The organism is Mesorhizobium sp. WSM2240 (assembly GCF_040438645.1).
Lineage (GTDB): Bacteria > Pseudomonadota > Alphaproteobacteria > Rhizobiales > Rhizobiaceae > Allomesorhizobium.
Genome location: NZ_CP159253.1, coordinates 5428679 through 5445286 on the forward strand (window position 1 = coordinate 5428679; position 16608 = coordinate 5445286).

The 16608-nt window shown below is 64.7% G+C and carries 15 protein-coding genes; 8 read left to right on the top strand and 7 right to left on the bottom strand.

Features of this window, described 5'->3' with window-relative positions; genetic code table 11:
- Positions 1-50 precede the first annotated feature (50 nt).
- From ABVK50_RS27040 to ABVK50_RS27060, 5 genes are all read left to right on the top strand, one after another.
- A complete protein-coding gene (locus tag ABVK50_RS27040) occupies positions 51-1142 on the top strand; it encodes an extracellular solute-binding protein (RefSeq protein ID WP_353643654.1) in 1092 nt (363 codons plus the stop codon).
- A gap of 187 nt (positions 1143-1329) precedes the next feature.
- Positions 1330-2367, top strand: coding sequence for an ABC transporter ATP-binding protein (locus tag ABVK50_RS27045; protein WP_353643653.1), 1038 nt, complete (start codon positions 1330-1332; stop codon positions 2365-2367).
- Entirely contained in the window at positions 2364-3218 is an 855-nt protein-coding gene (locus ABVK50_RS27050; RefSeq protein WP_353643652.1) for an ABC transporter permease, read from the top strand. The genes ABVK50_RS27045 and ABVK50_RS27050 overlap by 4 nt, the downstream gene beginning before the upstream one ends.
- On the top strand, positions 3215-4018 hold the full coding sequence (locus ABVK50_RS27055; protein ID WP_353643651.1) for an ABC transporter permease: 804 nt from the start codon (positions 3215-3217) through the stop codon (positions 4016-4018). Before ABVK50_RS27050 ends, ABVK50_RS27055 begins: the two co-directional genes overlap by 4 nt.
- Positions 4018-4788 carry a carbon-nitrogen hydrolase family protein gene (locus tag ABVK50_RS27060; RefSeq protein ID WP_353643650.1) on the top strand — a complete coding sequence of 257 codons (771 nt, stop codon included), beginning with the start codon at positions 4018-4020 and terminating at the stop codon, positions 4786-4788. The genes ABVK50_RS27055 and ABVK50_RS27060 overlap by 1 nt, the downstream gene beginning before the upstream one ends.
- 95 nt (positions 4789-4883) lie before the next feature.
- Here ABVK50_RS27060 and ABVK50_RS27065 read toward each other — a convergent pair whose 3' ends face one another.
- The 7 genes from ABVK50_RS27065 to ABVK50_RS27095 all read right to left on the bottom strand — a co-directional run bounded on the left by ABVK50_RS27065 (position 4884) and on the right by ABVK50_RS27095 (position 12991).
- Positions 4884-6281, bottom strand: a complete 1398-nt coding sequence (locus tag ABVK50_RS27065) for an MATE family efflux transporter (protein WP_353643649.1) — start codon at positions 6279-6281, stop codon at positions 4884-4886.
- A gap of 290 nt (positions 6282-6571) precedes the next feature.
- Positions 6572-7396, bottom strand: coding sequence for a hypothetical protein (locus tag ABVK50_RS27070; RefSeq protein WP_353643648.1), 825 nt, complete (start codon positions 7394-7396; stop codon positions 6572-6574).
- Between the two features lie 53 nt (positions 7397-7449).
- Positions 7450-9033 carry an FGGY-family carbohydrate kinase gene (locus tag ABVK50_RS27075; protein ID WP_353643647.1) on the bottom strand — a complete coding sequence of 528 codons (1584 nt, stop codon included), beginning with the start codon at positions 9031-9033 and terminating at the stop codon, positions 7450-7452.
- 107 nt (positions 9034-9140) lie between these two features.
- Positions 9141-10304, bottom strand: a complete 1164-nt coding sequence (nagA, locus tag ABVK50_RS27080; RefSeq protein WP_353643646.1) for an N-acetylglucosamine-6-phosphate deacetylase — start codon at positions 10302-10304, stop codon at positions 9141-9143.
- Entirely contained in the window at positions 10301-11311 is a 1011-nt protein-coding gene (locus tag ABVK50_RS27085; RefSeq protein ID WP_353645790.1) for an SIS domain-containing protein, read from the bottom strand. The genes nagA and ABVK50_RS27085 overlap by 4 nt, the downstream gene beginning before the upstream one ends.
- Positions 11312-11325: 14 nt before the next feature.
- The gene (locus tag ABVK50_RS27090) at positions 11326-12114 is read right to left on the bottom strand and encodes a GntR family transcriptional regulator (RefSeq protein ID WP_353643645.1); all 789 of its coding nucleotides are present in this window, start codon (positions 12112-12114) and stop codon (positions 11326-11328) included.
- Complete coding sequence (locus ABVK50_RS27095) at positions 12107-12991, bottom strand: N-acetylglucosamine kinase (RefSeq protein WP_353643644.1); 885 nt, start codon at positions 12989-12991, stop codon at positions 12107-12109. Before ABVK50_RS27095 ends, ABVK50_RS27090 begins: the two co-directional genes overlap by 8 nt.
- A 200-nt stretch (positions 12992-13191) precedes the next feature.
- Here ABVK50_RS27095 and ABVK50_RS27100 point away from each other — a divergent pair, with 200 nt between their 5' ends.
- The 3 genes from ABVK50_RS27100 (at position 13192) to ABVK50_RS27110 (ending at position 16599) form a co-directional block, all read left to right on the top strand.
- Positions 13192-14115: an N-acetylmuramic acid 6-phosphate etherase gene (locus ABVK50_RS27100; RefSeq protein ID WP_353643643.1), complete on the top strand. Its 924-nt coding sequence runs from the start codon at positions 13192-13194 to the stop codon at positions 14113-14115.
- Between the two features lie 33 nt (positions 14116-14148).
- Entirely contained in the window at positions 14149-15408 is a 1260-nt protein-coding gene (locus ABVK50_RS27105) for an ABC transporter substrate-binding protein (RefSeq protein ID WP_353643642.1), read from the top strand.
- Positions 15409-15675: 267 nt separating this feature from the next.
- Positions 15676-16599, top strand: coding sequence for a sugar ABC transporter permease (locus ABVK50_RS27110; RefSeq protein ID WP_353643641.1), 924 nt, complete (start codon positions 15676-15678; stop codon positions 16597-16599).
- The last annotated feature ends 9 nt before the right edge of the window (positions 16600-16608 follow it).

Genomic DNA, 16608 nt, shown 5'->3' on the forward strand with positions numbered 1-16608 from the left:
ACCAGAAACAAGGGAACAGCCGCAAAGCCGGCAAACAGAGGAGAACAACAATGAAACGAGTTCTGAATGGCCAAGTGAGCCGCCGTGCGGTGCTGGGCGCGGGCCTTGCCGGTGTTGGCATGCTGGCGATGCCGTCCATCCTGCGGGCTCAGGACAAGTCGCTGAAGATCGGCGTCTATGGCGGCTATTTCAAAAATTCCTTCGACGAGAACATCTTTCCGGAGTTCACCAAGGCGACCGGCATCGCCGTCGAATCGATCGCCGAGCCGACCGGTGAGGCCTGGCTGGTGCAGCTCGAACAGGCCGCCAAGGCCGGCCAAGCTCCGGCAGACGTTTCGATGATGTCGCAGACCTCCACCCTGAAGGGCCTCGGGACCGAATTGTGGACGCCGATTGACCCGGCCAGGATCAAGAGCTTTGACAGCCTGCTCCCGCATTTCTCCAGCAAGTATCCGGATGGCCGCATCGCCGGCGTCGGGGCAGTGGCGTGGTACATCACGCTGGTCACCAACACCGACGTTTACAAGGAGCCTCCGACGTCCTGGGCCGACATGTGGGATCCAGCCACCAAGGACAAGCTCGGCCTTCTTGCGCTCGCCTCCAACTCTTTCCTGCTCGAAGTGACCTCCACGACCTTCATGGGCGGCACCAACGCGCTCGACTCCGAGGAAGGCATCCTCAAGGCGATGGAAAAGCTTGCCGAACTGAAGCCGAACGTCCGCCTCTGGTACCGCGACGAGGCCCAGTTCGAGCAGGCGCTGAAGTCCGGCGAAATCCCGATGGGCCAATACTATCACGACGTGACGGGCCTCGCCGCAGCCGACGGCCAGCCGGTCCGCTCGACCTTCCCGAAGGAAGGCGGCATCCAGGATTCGGGCAACTGGGTTCTGTCGCGCGCTTCCGAAAAGATCGACGAAGCCCATGTCTTCATCGACTATATGAGCCAGCCGGCTATCCAGGGGCTGATGTCGCGCAAGGTCGGCACGGCACCGACCTTGAAGAAGGACGTGCTCGACCTGACGGCCGAGGAATTCGCGGCTGTGTCGTCGGAGATTCCGCCGATCCTGCCGCGCTACGACCTCTACACCACCAAGTCCGACTGGATAAACCAGAAGTGGACCGAGCTGATCGTCGCGGCGTAGCGTGGGCGCAGCCCTCACCCTGGGGGAGAGAGCCATCAATTTGCCGCTTTACCTTCTCCTCGTTTTCTACGGGGAGAAGGTGCCGGCAGGCGGATGAGGGGCTACAAAACCCGCTAGACCGCCTGCAAGATCTCAACTAGTCGGCCGGCCGTCGGCGGCCCAGGTAACCCCAGAGGCGGGTGAAGCTATGTCCGGACTGGCACTGCAAGACGTCACCAAGCAATTCGGCGACTTCAAAGCGGTCAACAACGTCAATCTGTCGGTGCCGCACGGCAAGTTCGTCTGCTTGCTTGGCCCGTCCGGCTGCGGCAAGACCACGCTGCTGCGCATGATCGCCGGCCTCGAGGAGCCGACGGAGGGCGCCATCATCCTCGACGACGAGGACATCACCCCCGTGCCGACGCATAAGCGCAATCTCGGTATGGTGTTCCAGTCGCTGGCGCTGTTCCCGCACCTTTCCGTGGGCGACAATATTTCCTACGCCCTGCGCATCCGCGGCGCTTCACGCGACGAGCAGAAGAAGCGCGCCGAGGAGCTTTTGAAGCTCGTCCACCTGCCCGGCTTCGCCGACCGTCCGGTGGCAAAACTTTCCGGCGGCCAGCGCCAGCGCGTCGCCATCGCCCGGGCGCTAGCTTTGTCGCCGAAGCTCTTCCTGCTCGACGAGCCGATGTCGGCGCTCGACGCGAAACTGCGCGAATCCATGCAGGTCGAGCTGCGCCAGTTGCAGCAGCGGCTAGGCATCACCACTTTCGTCGTCACCCACGACCAGCGGGAGGCCATGACCATGGCCGATATCGTCGTCGTCATGGGCGAGGGGCGCATCCGCCAGGCCGCCTCGCCGATGGAGATCTACCGCAAGCCGGCCGACGCCTTCGTCGCCGATTTCATCGGCTCGACCAATCTCCTGGATGTCACCGCCGATAGCTCCGGCCGCGCCACGGTTCTCGGGCAAGTGATCCCCGATCTGGCTTTGCCGGCCGGAACCGGTAAGGCGTCGATCTCGATCCGGCCTGAGGACGTGCGGCTTGGCAAGCCGGGCCCCGGCGCGATCCCCGGCACGGTCACCTTCGTGCGCGATCTCGGCGGCACCATCGAAACCTTCGTTGAGGCGGGTGGCGCCACGATTATCGCGGTCTCCACGCCGCGCGAGCGGGTCAATGTCGCCGCTGGCGACAATGTCGGCATTATCCTGCCGCCCGAGGCATGCGTGGTGGTGAAGTCGTGAGACGCGAGCCGCCGAAATCGCTAGCCGACTACACGCCGCTTTTCTTCCCGGCGATCATGCTGGTCGTCTTCTTCGTCATGCCGTTCTCGACGATGATCGCAGTTTCCTTCTTCAAGCGCGACCCGGCGGGGTTCTACACGCCCGATTTTGTCATCGACAACTACGCGCGCTTCCTGTCGGCCTTCTTTGGAAGGGTGCTCGGTTTCTCGCTGATGCTGTCGGTGATGGTCGCGATCTGCTGCGTAGTCATCGCTTTTCCCTTTACCTATATGCTCACCCGGCGCTCGCGCGCGGTGCAGACCGTCTGGCTGGTCTGCCTGCTGTCGGTTCTGTCCCTGTCCGAGGTCATCATTGGTTTTGCCTGGTCGACGCTGTTCTCGCGCACTGCCGGCATCACCAATCTGTTCGTCTGGCTCGGCCTGATGCAGGAGCCCGTGGCGCTGCTGCCGGGCTTCGGCGCGGTGCTGACCGGCATGGTATATCAGGCGCTGCCCTATACGATCCTGGTGCTCTACCCGGCCCTGGTGAGGCTCGATCCGACTTTGCTGGAGGCCGCGCGCACGCTCGGCGCATCGCCGGTCCGCGCCTTCGTTAACGTCGTAACCCCGGCCCTGCGAAACACCATCGTCGCGACGCTGATCATGGTCTTCGTATTTGCGCTCGGCTCTTATCTTCTGCCGCAAATCCTCGGCCGGCCGCAGCACTGGACGCTGTCGGTGCTGATCACCGATCAGGCGATTTACCAGTCGAACATGCCATTCGCAGCGGCCATGGCGGTGTTCCTGGTGCTGATCTCGCTGGCGCTGGTCGGCTTGACCCTGCTCGTCGGGCGCAAGGAGAATGCGCTATGAAGCAGATGTTCCTTCGCCGGCTCTATTTCGTCGCTGTGGCTTTATTCCTCGCAGCACCGCTGATCGTCGTCGCTGGCGTCTCGGTGAACGAAAAGCAGGATCTCGCCTTCCCGCCGGTCGGCTTTTCGCTCTCCTGGTACGCGCAGATTTTTCTCGATCCGGAATGGCGGCGCGCGCTGATCGCCTCGGTGGTGCTGGCGCTCACGTCGGCCGCACTCGCGGTCGCTATCGCGCTGCCGTTGGCCTGGTTTCTGTGGCGGCGCATTGCGCCATGGGCCAACATCTTCCAATTGCTCGGCGTCGCGCCCTTCGTCCTGCCGCCGGTCATCACGGCGCTCGGTTTCCTGACCTTCTGGGCGACGGTCGGCCTTTACGGCCAGCCCTGGACGGCGGCGATCAGCCACGCCATCTTCTTCGTCACCCTGCCGCTGGTCACGCTGTCGCTCGGCTTTGCGTCGATCGACCGCTCTTTGGTCGAGGCCGCCTCGACTATGGGGGCGGACGACCGCACCGTGCTGAAAACCGTCGTTCTGCCGCTGATCCTGCCCTATCTGGTCTCCGGCTACGCCTTCGCCTTCGTCTTGTCGCTCAACGAATACATCGTCGCCTACATGACAATCGGCTTCGTCATGGAAACACTGCCGATCAAGATATTCAACGCGCTGCGCTACGGCTACACGCCGACCATGGCCGCCGTTTCGGTTTTCTTCGTGGCGATCGCCGCGCTGGTCTTCGGCCTGATCGCCTGGTTCGGCGACATCAGGCGGCTGCTCGGCGCCATGTCGTCGGAGGAGAACTGATGAAGCTTGCCGCGCTCCAGATGCACGCGGTGGCCGGCGACCGGACGGCCAATATTTTCCGCATCGAGAAGGCCGCGCGGGAAGCTGCCGAAAACGGCGCCGACCTTCTCGTCGCACCGGAACTGGCGGTCACCGGCTACGGCGCCGGCGACATGATTTCAGAGCTTGCCGAGCCGGCCGACGGCGATCTGTCGAAACGGCTAACCGCCCTATCACGCGAGACCGGCGTGGCTTTGGTCGTCGGCTTCGCCGAACGCGACGGCGAAACAATCTTCAACAGTACGATCTACGCCGATGGCCGGCGCAGCGTCGTCTATCGCAAGTCGCACCTCTTCGGCCCTTACGAGCGCAAGCTCTTCTTACCCGGAAAGCCCGCCGCCTGCATCGTCGAGCATCGGGGCATGAAGCTGGGGATGCTGATCTGCTACGATGTCGAATTCCCGGAAAACGTCCGTCGTCTGGCGCAGGCTGGGGCGCAGGCGGTGATCGTGCCGACTGCGCTTCCCGCCAGCGACCACGCCGAATTCATCGCGCGCAAGCTGGTCCCGGTGCGCGCCTTCGAAAACCAGGTCTTCGTCGCCTATGCTAATCATTGCGGAGGCGATGCGCTGTTTTCCTATGCCGGCCTGTCGGGCATCGTCGCGCCCGACGGCACGATGCTGGCCGAAGCGCCCGAAACCGGCGAGGCGCTGCTTTTCACGGAACTCGATCCTGCTGCCTACGCCGCCTCGATCGCTGCCAACAGCTACCTCTCCGACCTCAGAATTTGAGCGGCGTTGGAGCTTCTTCCTTCTCCCCGTCACACTATACGGGGGAAGGTGCCGGCAGGCGGATGAGGGGCAGCTCTGACTCGGCAAGAAATCGCCTACCGCCAGACCGTCAGCCCCAGTTCTTCTCTTCGCAGCCAGCGCGCCAGCAACAGCACGGCGACCACCGCCAGCCCCGCCGACAGCCCGATCCAGATGCCGTTGCCGGCAAGCCCGAAATGGAACGCGAGCAGCACCCCGAGCGGCAGGCCCACGCCCCAATAGCCGATCGCCGCGAACACCATGGGCACCTTGGTGTCGTGCAGTCCGCGCAGCATTCCCGACGCCACCGCCTGCGCGCCGTCGAAAATCTGAAACAGCGCCGCGAACGCCAGGAAAGACACGGCGAGACCGATAACCGTCGCATTGGCCGGGTCGCCGAGGTCGATGAAGGCGCTGATCAGGAGATGCGGCCAGAGAATCATGATCAATCCCATCAGCGCCATGAAGCCGACGCCGAGCGCGTAGGCAGTCCAGCCGGCACGGCTGATGCCCTCCTTGTTGCGGGCGCCGTAGGCGAGGCCCACGCGCACGGTCACCGCCTGGTTCAGGCCGAGCGGCACCATGAAGCTGATCGAGGCGATCTGGATGGCGATAGCATGGGCAGCGAGCGAGGCGGCGTCAATCAGCCCCATCAGAAGTGCGGCCGCGTTGAAGATGGTCACCTCGAAAGCCAATATGCCGGCGATCGGCAGGCCGAGCCTGAGCAGCGCCGTGAAGCGCGGCCAGTCCGCCCGCCAGAACCGTCCGAATAGCCGATAGCGGCGGAAGAGCGGCTCGAGCGACACGACCGCCGCCAGCCCGAAGAACATCAGCAGGCTGGAAAGCGTAGTCGCCATGCCCGCGCCGGCGATGCCGAACACCGGAAAGCCGAGATTGCCGAACATCAGGCACCAGTTGGCGAACGCATTGAAGGCTACGGCCGCGAACACGATGATCAGCGCCCTGCCCGGCCGCTCCAGTGCCGAAATGAACGAGCGCAGCACGATATAGCCGTAGAACGGCAGCACCGCCCATTGCAGCCAGACCATGTAAACTGCGGCCTCGCGCGCCAATGCTGGCTCCTGGCCCATCCAGACGAGGATCGACTCAGTGTTCCACAGCACGATCCAGATCGGGATGCAGACGAGTATCGCCAGCCACAGGCCCTGGCGCACGGTGCGGCGTATATCGCGCACCGAATGCCGCTTGCGGCCGAGTTCGGTAGCGATCATCGGCGAGGTAGCCAGCATCAGGCCGAGCCCGAAGATCAGCGGCGCGAAATAGAGGTTGCTGCCCAGTGCGCCGGCGGCAAGCGTCGCCGGGCCGAGCCGCCCCATCATCATCACGTCGGTGGCGTTCATCGCCACCTGGCCGAGATTGGTTAGCACCATCGGCCACGACAGCGCGAGCATTGCCCGCACCTCGCCACGCCAAGGGTTTGCAGGCGCTCTCGCGCCGGCCTCGAACGCAGTCATTGTTCGTCTTTCTGCAAGGTGGCACCCGCGAAAATGCGCGGAATGCCGCAAATCTGGCGGCAAAACGTCAGCCGCCATCTGTTTGCGACCGTATTTGGACGAAATGAGCCTCGGAGACAAGGGACGAAGCCTGGCAATAGTTGAGCCAGCGAGATCATGGCCTGGCCGAAGTCGTCAGGCGGGTGATCTCAAGTCCGGCTGACGTCGCTGATCATTTCTCGCTGGTTTTTGCAGGTTGGGCTTTCGCCGGCGCGCAAACGGACGAGGCTTGCGCGGTCGACAGGCCCGCCTCATCCGGGAGAATATCGTACGAATGCGAAGCGTCGGCCATCCGGCGCCCAGCAGGGCACGTTGATCGTTCCCTGGCCACCGAACAAGCCAAGCAACACCCGCGGTTCGCCCCCTGCGGCCGGCAGCAGGCGAAGTTCCACCTGCTTGTTGCGCGGATGGCCGGTGACGCCGGGCTCATAGGAGAGATAGAGCACATGCCGGCCGTCCGGCGAAGGATGGGGAAACCAGTTGACCCGCTCGTCGTCCGTCATCTTCTGGGCATCGCTGCCGTCCGGGCGTATCCGCCACAGATCGATGGCGCCGCTCTTCTCGCCGTTGAACCAGATCCACTTTCCGTCAGGCGTATAGTCGGGCCCGTCGCAATGGTCGAAGTTCCGCGTGACCTCGAACTCCGGGCCGCCGCCGACCGGGCAGGCATAGACCTGATAGGTGTCGCCACGCTTGGCTACATAGGCGAGGGTGCGTCCGTCCGGCGACCAGCCGTGCCAGTAGGAGGGCGCCTTTTCCGTCACCCGGGCGGGCGGGCCCCCGGCGAACGGCAGCGTATAGATCTGACTTGAGCCGTGCTCGGTGGAATCGCTTATGACGAGCATCGTGCCGTCGGGTGAAATGCCGTGGTCGTTGTTGATGTTGCGGGCGAAACCGGTGTCGATCTCGACGAAACCGGGATCGGCCAGATCGATGCGGTAGAGCCTGCCGTTCCGATTGACGACCAGCGCAGCGCCGTCCGGCGTCCAGTTCGGCGCCTCGACGAGATCCGTCGTTTCCAGCACCGTCGTCACCGTTTCGCCCGCAAGCTCGAAGATCGCCAGTTCGCTTTTCATCCTGCTCTCCCTGGCTCTCATGAAGCGGTCGCCATCAGGGCCCAAGAGGAGCGTCACCCGATTGCGTCGAGCACCTGCCGCTGCCGGTGCATCTCAAGGAAAACCCGGTAATCGCGGTCGAACCGTTCACGAGCCTTGGGATTGGGTTGCCGCTCCCTTCCACCCTGCTGCATGGCGGCGCAGGCTTCGGCCAGCGTCGGGAACAGGCCGGCGGCGGTTGCGGCCACCATCCCCGTGCCGAGCAGCATCGCGTCTTCGGCCAACGGCTCGATAACCGTGCAGCCGGTGGCGTCGGCATACAGCTCCATCAGAAGCGGGTTCTTCGAATGGCCTCCGGTAACATGCAGAGTGTCGATGGGCTGGCCGTTCTCGTTGAGCGCCTCCAATATGTGGCGCACGCCGAGCGCGATGCCGACGCAGGTGCGCCAATAAAGCCGGCAGAGGCTGTCGAATGAGGCGTCCAGCGTCAGCCCGCTGATGACGCCGACCGCGTGCGGGTCGGCCAGCGGCGAGCGGTTGCCGTGGAAATCCGGCAGCACATGCAGCCGTCCGGCAAGATCCAGCTTCTCCTCCGCGCGCAGTTCCATCACCCGCGCAGCAATTCGGCGATGAATGGCGGCGTCGGGTTCGCCGCCCGCGCCGTGCCAGCGAATGATGTGGTCGAGCAGTGCGCCGGTGGCAGACTGACCGCCTTCGCTCAACCAGCAGCCGGGCAGCGCCACGCCGAAATACGGCCCCCACCCGCCGACGAAGGGGCGCTGCTCGGCCGACATCGCCATCACGCAGCTCGAGGTCCCGGCAATCAGCGCGACATGCCGGTCGAGGCTGCCGAGATCGCCGGCCTGCCCGCCGAGCACGCCGAGTGCGCCGGCATAGGCGTCGATCAAGCCCGCACCGACGCGGCAGTTCACGGTCAGGCCGAGCGCCTCGGCCGCCTTTTCCGTCAGCATCCCAAGATCCGCGCCCACCGGGCTAGCTTTGTCGGGCAGGCGGCCGCGTTCCAGCATGTCGGGAATGCCGACGAGTTTGAGGAAGTCGCGCCGCCAGCCTTCCTGCTCATGCGCGAGATAGGTCCATTTGCAGGTCAGCGTGCATTGCGAGCGGGCCAGCGAACCGGAGGCCCTGTAGGTCAGGAAATCGGCCAGGTCGAACATGTAGCCGGCGCGCGCCCAGCTTTCGGGCAAACTGCGCTTCAGCCACATCAGCTTCGGCGCCTGCATTTCGGGCGACATGACACCGCCGACGAAATCGAGCACGCGGTGGCCGGTGGCCGTGCATTCGTCGGCTTCCTTCAGCGCGCGGTGGTCGAGCCAGACGATCGTGTCCCAGCGGTCGCCGCCGCCGGTCGAGACGGTCAACTGGCCGCCATCGAAATCGCGCAGCACCAGCGAGCAGGTGGCATCGAAGCTGATCCCGGCGACATCTCCGGCCGAGATGCCGGCCTTCTCGCGCGCCGCCCGAACGGCGATGCAAACCGCCGACCAGATGTCCTCCGAGTCGTGTTCGGCATGGCCGGCCTTAGGCCGGTTAAGCGCGATCGGGTGTTCGGCGCGCCCGAGCAATCTGCCGCTTTTGTCCAGAATGCCGGCGCGGGCGCTGCCGGTGCCAACATCGACGGCGCAGACGAAGCGCTCCATCAGCGGGAGGTCTTTCGCACTTGCGCTTCTGGAGAATGTCGCGACCGTTGCAGCATGGCGGCGAGCATAATGGCCGCCCGAAACGGCGCAAGAGGCAAGCGGGCCGGCTACGCCGCGGAGAATACGCTTTCGCCGCCGATCCAAACGCTCTCCACGTCGAGCGCATCCGACAGATGCACGATGTCGGCGCGGGCGCCCGGCGCAAGCCGGCCGTAGCGTTTTGCCTGGCCTATGCTTTCGGCTGGGTAGAGTCCGGCCATGCGCAGCGCCTCGCCTAGCTCGATCCCGATCGTCCGGTGCATGAAGCGGACCGCCGAGATCATATCGAGATCGGCGCCCGCCAGCGTGCCGTCCACCAGCGTCAGGCGGCCATTCTCGCGCCGGATCGTCCGGCCGTTCAGCGTGAAGGAAGTCATGTCGGTGCCGATCGTCGCCATGGCGTCGGTGACGAGGAAGATTTTTCCCGGCCCTTGCTTGGCGCGCAGCGCGATACCGATCGTCGCCGGGTCGACATGGATGCCGTCGGCGATCAGCCCGCAAGACAGCGCACCAGTGTTGAGCGCGGCGCCTACCAGTCCCGGTTCGCGGTTGCCGATCTGGCTCATTGCGTTGAAGAGATGCGTGACCATGGACGCGCCGGCTTCAGCCGCGGTCGCGGCCAGCGCGGAGCGGGCGTCGGAATGGCCGAGGCTGACGACGACGCCGGCTGCGGCCAGCGCCGCGATCCGCCAGGCGGGCACGGTTTCCGGAGCCACGGTGGTCAACAGCACCGGCATCTGCTTTCGCGCCGCGATCAGCGCCGCCTTGTCGGCATCGCTCATCGGGCGGATCAGCGCCGGGTCGTGCGCGCCCTTCCGCGACAGAGAAAGATGCGGTCCTTCGAGATGCAGGCCGAGAAAGCCGGGTATTTTCAGCTGAGCCGCCTCGGCCCCTGCCGCGACCGCCGCCGCCGTGATTTCCGGCGTGTCGGTGATCAGCGTCGGCAGCAGCGCCGTGGTTCCGAACGGAGCGTGCGCCCGGCAGATCGTGCGGATCGTCTCGGCGTCGGGCCGGTCATTGAACATCACGCCGCCGCCGCCATTGACCTGAACGTCGACGAAGCCCGGCGCAAGCAGGCCGCCTCCGGCTTCCACAACGCGCAGACCGGCCGGAATCCTGTCATCGGCAACGATCGCATCGACCGACCCGTCGCGGATAACGAGGGCGGAGCGTTCATGCCACGTCTCGCCGTCGAAGATCGTGGCGCCTTTTATGGCGAAGGATCCGTTCATACGGTCTCGGTCACTTTTCTGAGGTTCGGCGGCTCATCCGGATTCAGCCCGCGATGCCGCGCAAAGGCCTCGACGAAGCCGTAGAACGACACGATCAGCGCCAGCGGGTCCGTCAGCGGATGCCCGGTATCGACATGGGGAAGCATCTTCGCGGCGCTGGTCCGCGCTGAGGTCAGGAATACCGACGCGCCCTTTTCGGCCAGCCGGCCGGCGGCTTCCACCATGGACGGCTCCGAAGCGTCGCGGGCAACGAGCGCCAGCACCGGAAAACCCGGACCGACCAGCGCCAGCGGCCCGTGCATCACTTCGGCCGCGCTGTAGGCCTCGGCATGCATGGCGCAGGTTTCCTTGAATTTCAGCGCCGCCTCGCTGGCGATGGCGAAGGACGGGCCGCGCCCGAGAATGAACAGGGAACTCTGCCCGGTCAGCGAGCCGGAAATTTCCATCCAGTCGCATTCGATCGCCTTGCGGAAATGGCCGGGCAGTTCCGCCAGAGCGGCAAGCAGCGCATCGTCGCCGGTGCAGTGCGCCATCAGGGCCAGGCCGGCGACCGCCGAATTGATGAAACTCTTGGTCGCCGCCACGCTTCGCTCCGGCCCTGCAAGAATGTCGATCGCGTAGTCCGAAGCGCGGGCGAGCGGAGAATTCGCGGTGTTGGTGAGCGCGATGGTCAGAGCGCCGGCATCGCGCGCGCTCTCGGCCATCGCGACAATATCGGGGCTCTTGCCCGACTGCGAGATCGTCAGGCAGGCCGACCCCGCTAGCCTGAGTTTTGCCCCATAGATCGAAGCGACCGACGGGCCGACCGAGGCCACGGGAATGCCGGCGGTCAGCTCCACCGCATATTTCATGAACGAGGCGGCGTGGTCGGACGAGCCGCGCGCCACGGTGACGAGGAACCCGGGATTGCGTTCGCGCACGCCGCGCCCCGCCTCCGCCAGCGCCTCCTTCGAGCCCTTGAGCAGTCGCGCGACGGCATCGGGAATCTCGGCGATCTCGCGCAGCATATGGGTCATCGTGGTCAAACCGTCGCTCCCGGAGTGTCCGCACGCCCGCTCAAGCGCAGTTCGGCGACGAAATCATAGGCATCGCCGCGATAAATGGAGCGCGTGAATTCTATCACCTTGCCACTGGCAAGATAGGAAATCCGCTCGATATTCAAGCTGGCGGAGCCCGCCGGCACGTCGAGCAGGGCGGCGTCGGCCGCGCCGAGATTGGCGGCCGAAATGCGTTGCACGGCGCGCACCGGGCGGTTGCCGGTTTTTTCCAGTGCCGCATAGAGCGATGAGTCGACCGCGGCGGGATCGGGGAGCGCTGTTGCGGACAGCGACGCCCGCTCGATGGCGAGCGGCGTATCGTTGGCAATCCGCAAGCGGCTGACGCGCGCCACGAACTCCTTCGACGACAGGCCCAGAACCATCATCTCGTCGGGCGAGGGCGGATAGATGCCCCGGTCGAGCCAGGTGGACCGCACTGTCATGCCGCGCCGGGCCATGTCTTCGGTGAAGGAAGTGAGCAGCGACAGCGACTGCTCGACACGCTCGACACGCGGCGCAACGAAGGTGCCGGAGCCGTGGCGCTGGACGAGGATGCCGCCCCTGACCAGATACTGCACGGCCTTGCGCACGGTCACCCGCGATACGTCGGCCTTGAGCGCTATGTCGCGCTCGGAAGGCAGCGCGTCGCCCGGGCCGATGATGCCGGCGTGGACCGCGTCCTCGATACTCTTCTTCAATTGCAGATAAAGCGGCGCGCCGCGCTGCGCGGAGTTCCTCAGGCCGGAAAAGATCTGCTCGGCGGCGTCAGCCATCGGCATTGCCTCGGTCCTGTCCGAACAGGCGCACCGCCATGGCGACCGCGCCGCCAAGCGCATCCTGCAGCGGCGGGCGCACCAGCGTCCGGTATTTCTGCGACAGGCGCGGTTCCAGAAGCGGGGCCAGGCCACCGAGCAGGCAGAGCGGATCGCTGTCGCGCAGGTCGAGCACGCCGAGGGACGCCTCGATGTCGGCCACCCCGCGGGCCAGGATATGCTCGGCGACCGTATCGCCCTTGGCCGCGTATTCGAACACCATCGGTGCGAAGCCGCCGAAATCGCCCGGCTTGGCGGTCGTGGTGAATTCGACGACGTCTCGCGGATTGCCACGGAACACCGCGAGCAGCGCTGCGGTGAGCGGCGAGCCTTCGCGGATGTGGTCATAGGCCAGCATCGTCTCCTCGAGCAGGTCGCGGCCGATGCGGCCGCCGCTGCCCTGGTCGCCGATGAGAAACCCCCAGCCGCCGACGGTCCGTACCTGCCCATCCCGGCGCACCATGAAGGCGGTGCCGGTGCCGAGCACTGCGATGGCGCCGTCGGCCTCGCCGAGCGCGCCTTCGAGCGCTATCAGCGCATCGCTCTCGACGACGCTGCGCCGAAAGGGCAGGATGGCCTCCAACTGCTGGCGGTAGGTGCCGACATTGCTGCCGGCCAGACCGAGCAAGGCGGGGGTCTCGGGAATGAGAGCCGGATCCCTGCCGGCGTCGAGAAAGGCGAGCCGCGCGGCCTCGACGATGTTGGCGCGGGCGCCTGTGAGGTCGGTGCGGATATTGGCCGGGCCGCTCTTGGCGCGGCCGATGATAGCGCCGTCGGGTCCAGCCACCGCCGCCCTGCAGCTCGTGCCGCCGCCATCTATGCCGAGCACCAGTTTCATATCGCGAAATCTCCTCTGGCCAGAGGATACCAATAAAATACCAATAGCCAAGTGTTAATTTGTTCGCACCATGCTACTGCGGTTCATGTGTTTGAATGGATTGCATTTTACCGATGTCACAAGCAATCTCCCAGACAAATTTGTTAACGCCGCTGGACAAGTGGTATTTTTTTGGTATTGTCGGCTGAAGGAGGGACATAATGGCCATTGCGCGTACCGAAGCGGTGCACAGAAATGCCAGCGGGCTGGATCTGCAGCCGCCGGAGGCCATTGTCCGTATTCTCGCCGATGCGCAGGTTGAGGCGGCAAAAAGCGTCCGTGATGCCGCCGAGGATATCGCCAGGGCGGCAGGCGTCGCCGCCCATTGCCTGTCTACCGGGGGCCGGCTTGTTTATGCGGCCGCGGGCAGCTCAGCTCTGATGGCGCTCGCAGACGCCCTCGAACTTCCCGGAACTTTCGGCATTTCGCGTGACCGCATCGTCATCCTCCTGGCTGGCGGCCTCGCCAGCCTCTCCGACCTCACTGGCGGCCCCGAAGATGATGCTGGTCAGGCAAGACGGGAAATCGCCGCCACGGGTGTTTCCAACAAAGATTGCGTGATCGCGGTTTCGGCCAGCGGTTCGACACCCTACGCGGTGGGCGCGCTGGAAGAAGCCAGAAGCCGGGGTGCAGCTACAATCTCTCTCGCCAACAATGCCGGTGCGCCGCTGACCGCGCTAGCCGATGTCGGCATCGTCATTCAGACGCCGCCGGAAGTGATCGCCGGCTCCACCCGCATGGGCGCCGGCACCGCGCAGAAGATCGCGCTCAACATGATGTCGACGCTGATGGCGATCCATCTCGGCCATGTGCATGACGGCTACATGGTCAACCTCAATCCAGACAATCTCAAGCTGAAGGGCCGCGCGGGCCGCATTGTTGCGGCGATATCCGGCTGTACTGAGACTGAAGCTGCGTCGTGGCTCGACAAGAGCGGCGGCTCGGTGAAGGCCGCGATTCTGCTGGCTGCCGGCGCAGCCAGCAGGGACGCGGCGCAGGAACTACTCGCAAGCTCGGGCCAGAAGCTCAGGCCGGCGCTTGCGAAACTCGAGGGGAGCGCGGGCGCAGTGTCCGCCTCGTCATAACCGAACCTGAACAGGTCAACCAGGGAGACTGAAATGAAGAACAAGGCACTGACTACGCTCCTGATGGCGTCCAGCATTCTCGGCTCCGCCGGGCTTGCCGTCGCCCAGGATAAGACGATCACCATCGAAAGCTGGCGCAACGACGACCTCGCCATCTGGCAGGAAAAGCTCATCCCGGCCTTCGAGGCCAAGAATCCCGGCATCAAGGTGGTGTTCGCACCGTCCGCGCCGACGGAGTACAACGCAGCCCTCAACGCCAAGCTCGATGCGGGCTCGGCCGGCGACCTGATCACCTGCCGCCCGTTCGACGCCTCGCTCGAACTCTACAACAAGGGCCATCTGGCCGATATTTCCGACCTGCCCGGCATGGAGAACTTCTCCGACGTGGCGAAGTCGGCCTGGACGACCGATGACGGCTCGGCCGATTTCTGCGTGCCGATGGCGTCCGTCATCCACGGCTTCATCTACAATGCCGATGCTTTCCAGCAACTCGGCATCACGCCGCCGGCCACCGAGGAAGAGTTCTTCGCCGCCCTCGACAAGATCAAGGCCGACGGCACCTACATTCCGATGGCGATGGGCACCAAGGACCTCTGGGAAGCCGCTACCATGGGCTACCAGAACATCGGCCCGAACTACTGGAAGGGTGAGGAAGGCCGCCTCGCGCTGATCAAGGGCGAACAGAAGCTGACGGATCCGCAATGGGTCGAGCCTTTCGTCGCGCTGGCCAAGTGGAAGGATTATCTCGGCGACGGCTTCGAGGCGCAGAGCTATCCGGACAGCCAGAACCTGTTCACGCTTGGCCGCGCCGCCATCTACCCGGCTGGCTCGTGGGAGATTTCCGTCTTCAACACGCAGGCGGAATTCAAGATGGGCGCCTTCCCGCCGCCGGTGAAGAATGCCGGCGACGAGTGCTACATCTCGGACCACAACGACATTGCCATCGGCCTGAACCCGAAGAGCCCGAACGCCGACGCGGCCAAGACCTTCCTGTCCTGGGTCGCTTCGCCGGAATTCGCCACGATCTACGCCAATGCGCTGCCGGGCTTCTTCAGCCTGTCTTCGACGCCGGTGAAGATGGAAGACCCGCTCGCGCAGGAATTCGTGTCCTGGCGCGACAAGTGCAAGTCGACCATCCGCTCGACCTACCAGATCCTGTCGCGCGGCACGCCCAACCTCGAGAACGAGACCTGGGTGAAGTCGGCGAATGTCATAAATGGCACCGAGACGCCGGAGGACGCGGCCAAGGCGCTGCAGGACGGTCTCGACAGCTGGTACAAGCCGGCCAATTAAGGCTCGGCGGCAGTTCTCCCTCCCCTCTATGGGGAGGGTTGCCGCGAAGCGGCCGGGTTGGGTGACGCAGCATCCGCGCCACCTCAAATTCGATTGCCGACGCTGCCCCTCACCCTTGCCCTCTCCCCGTAAATGCGGAGAGGGGCGTCAGCGTCGCACCAGCTCCTCTCCCCCGCTCTTGCGGGGAGAGGAGGCCGGCAGACAGGTGAGGGGCAGCTCTGACTCCTCAGAATTGGCGAAAACCGGGAAAGCCGCGAGACGACGCGCATGGCGACCGAAGCAAAAAAACCCATCCGCTGGCACGTCGCCGTTTTCCTGGCGCCGGCTCTGCTCGTCTACACGGCGGTGATGATCATACCGCTGTTCGGCACGCTGCAGCTTTCCCTATTCAGTGCCGAGGGCCAGGGCCGCGTCTTCGCCGGGCTCGACAATTTCCGCACCCTGTTCTTCGACCCGCGCTGGTCGGCGAGCTTCTGGAACGCGCTCTGGAACAACACCTGGTTCTTCATCATCCACATGCTGGTCCAGAATCCGATCGGCATCGTGCTGGCCGCGCTCCTGTCCTCGCCGAAGCTGCGCTTTTCCGCCTTCTACCGCACCGCGATCTTCATCCCGACCATTCTGTCCTTCGTCATCGTCGGCTTCGCCTGGAAGCTGATCCTGTCGCCGCTCTGGGGCGTAGCCCCCAATTTGCTCGACCTCGTCGGGCTGAAGAGCCTGTTCACGCCTTGGCTCGGCAAGGAGCAATACGCGTTGACGACGCTCGGGCTGATCTCGGTGTGGCAGTTCATCGGCATCCCGATGATGCTGATCTACGCGGCGCTGCTATCGATCCCGGACGAAGTGATCGAGGCCGCCGAATGCGATGGCGTCACCGGCATGGCGCAGTTCTGGAAGATCAAGCTGCCTCTGATCCTGCCCGCCATCGGCATCATCTCGATCCTGACTTTCGTCGGCAATTTCAACGCGTTCGATCTCATCTATTCCGCACAGGGCGCGCTCGCCGGGCCGAACTTCTCGACCGACATCCTTGGCACGTTCCTCTACCGCACCTTCTTCGGCTTCCAGTTGCAGATCGGCGATCCCTATATGGGCTCGACCATCGCCTCGATGATGTTCTTCATCATTCTCGCCGGCGTGTGCCTGTATCTGTTCACCGTGCAGACGCGGCTGCGGCGCTACCAGTTCTGAGCGGGTGAA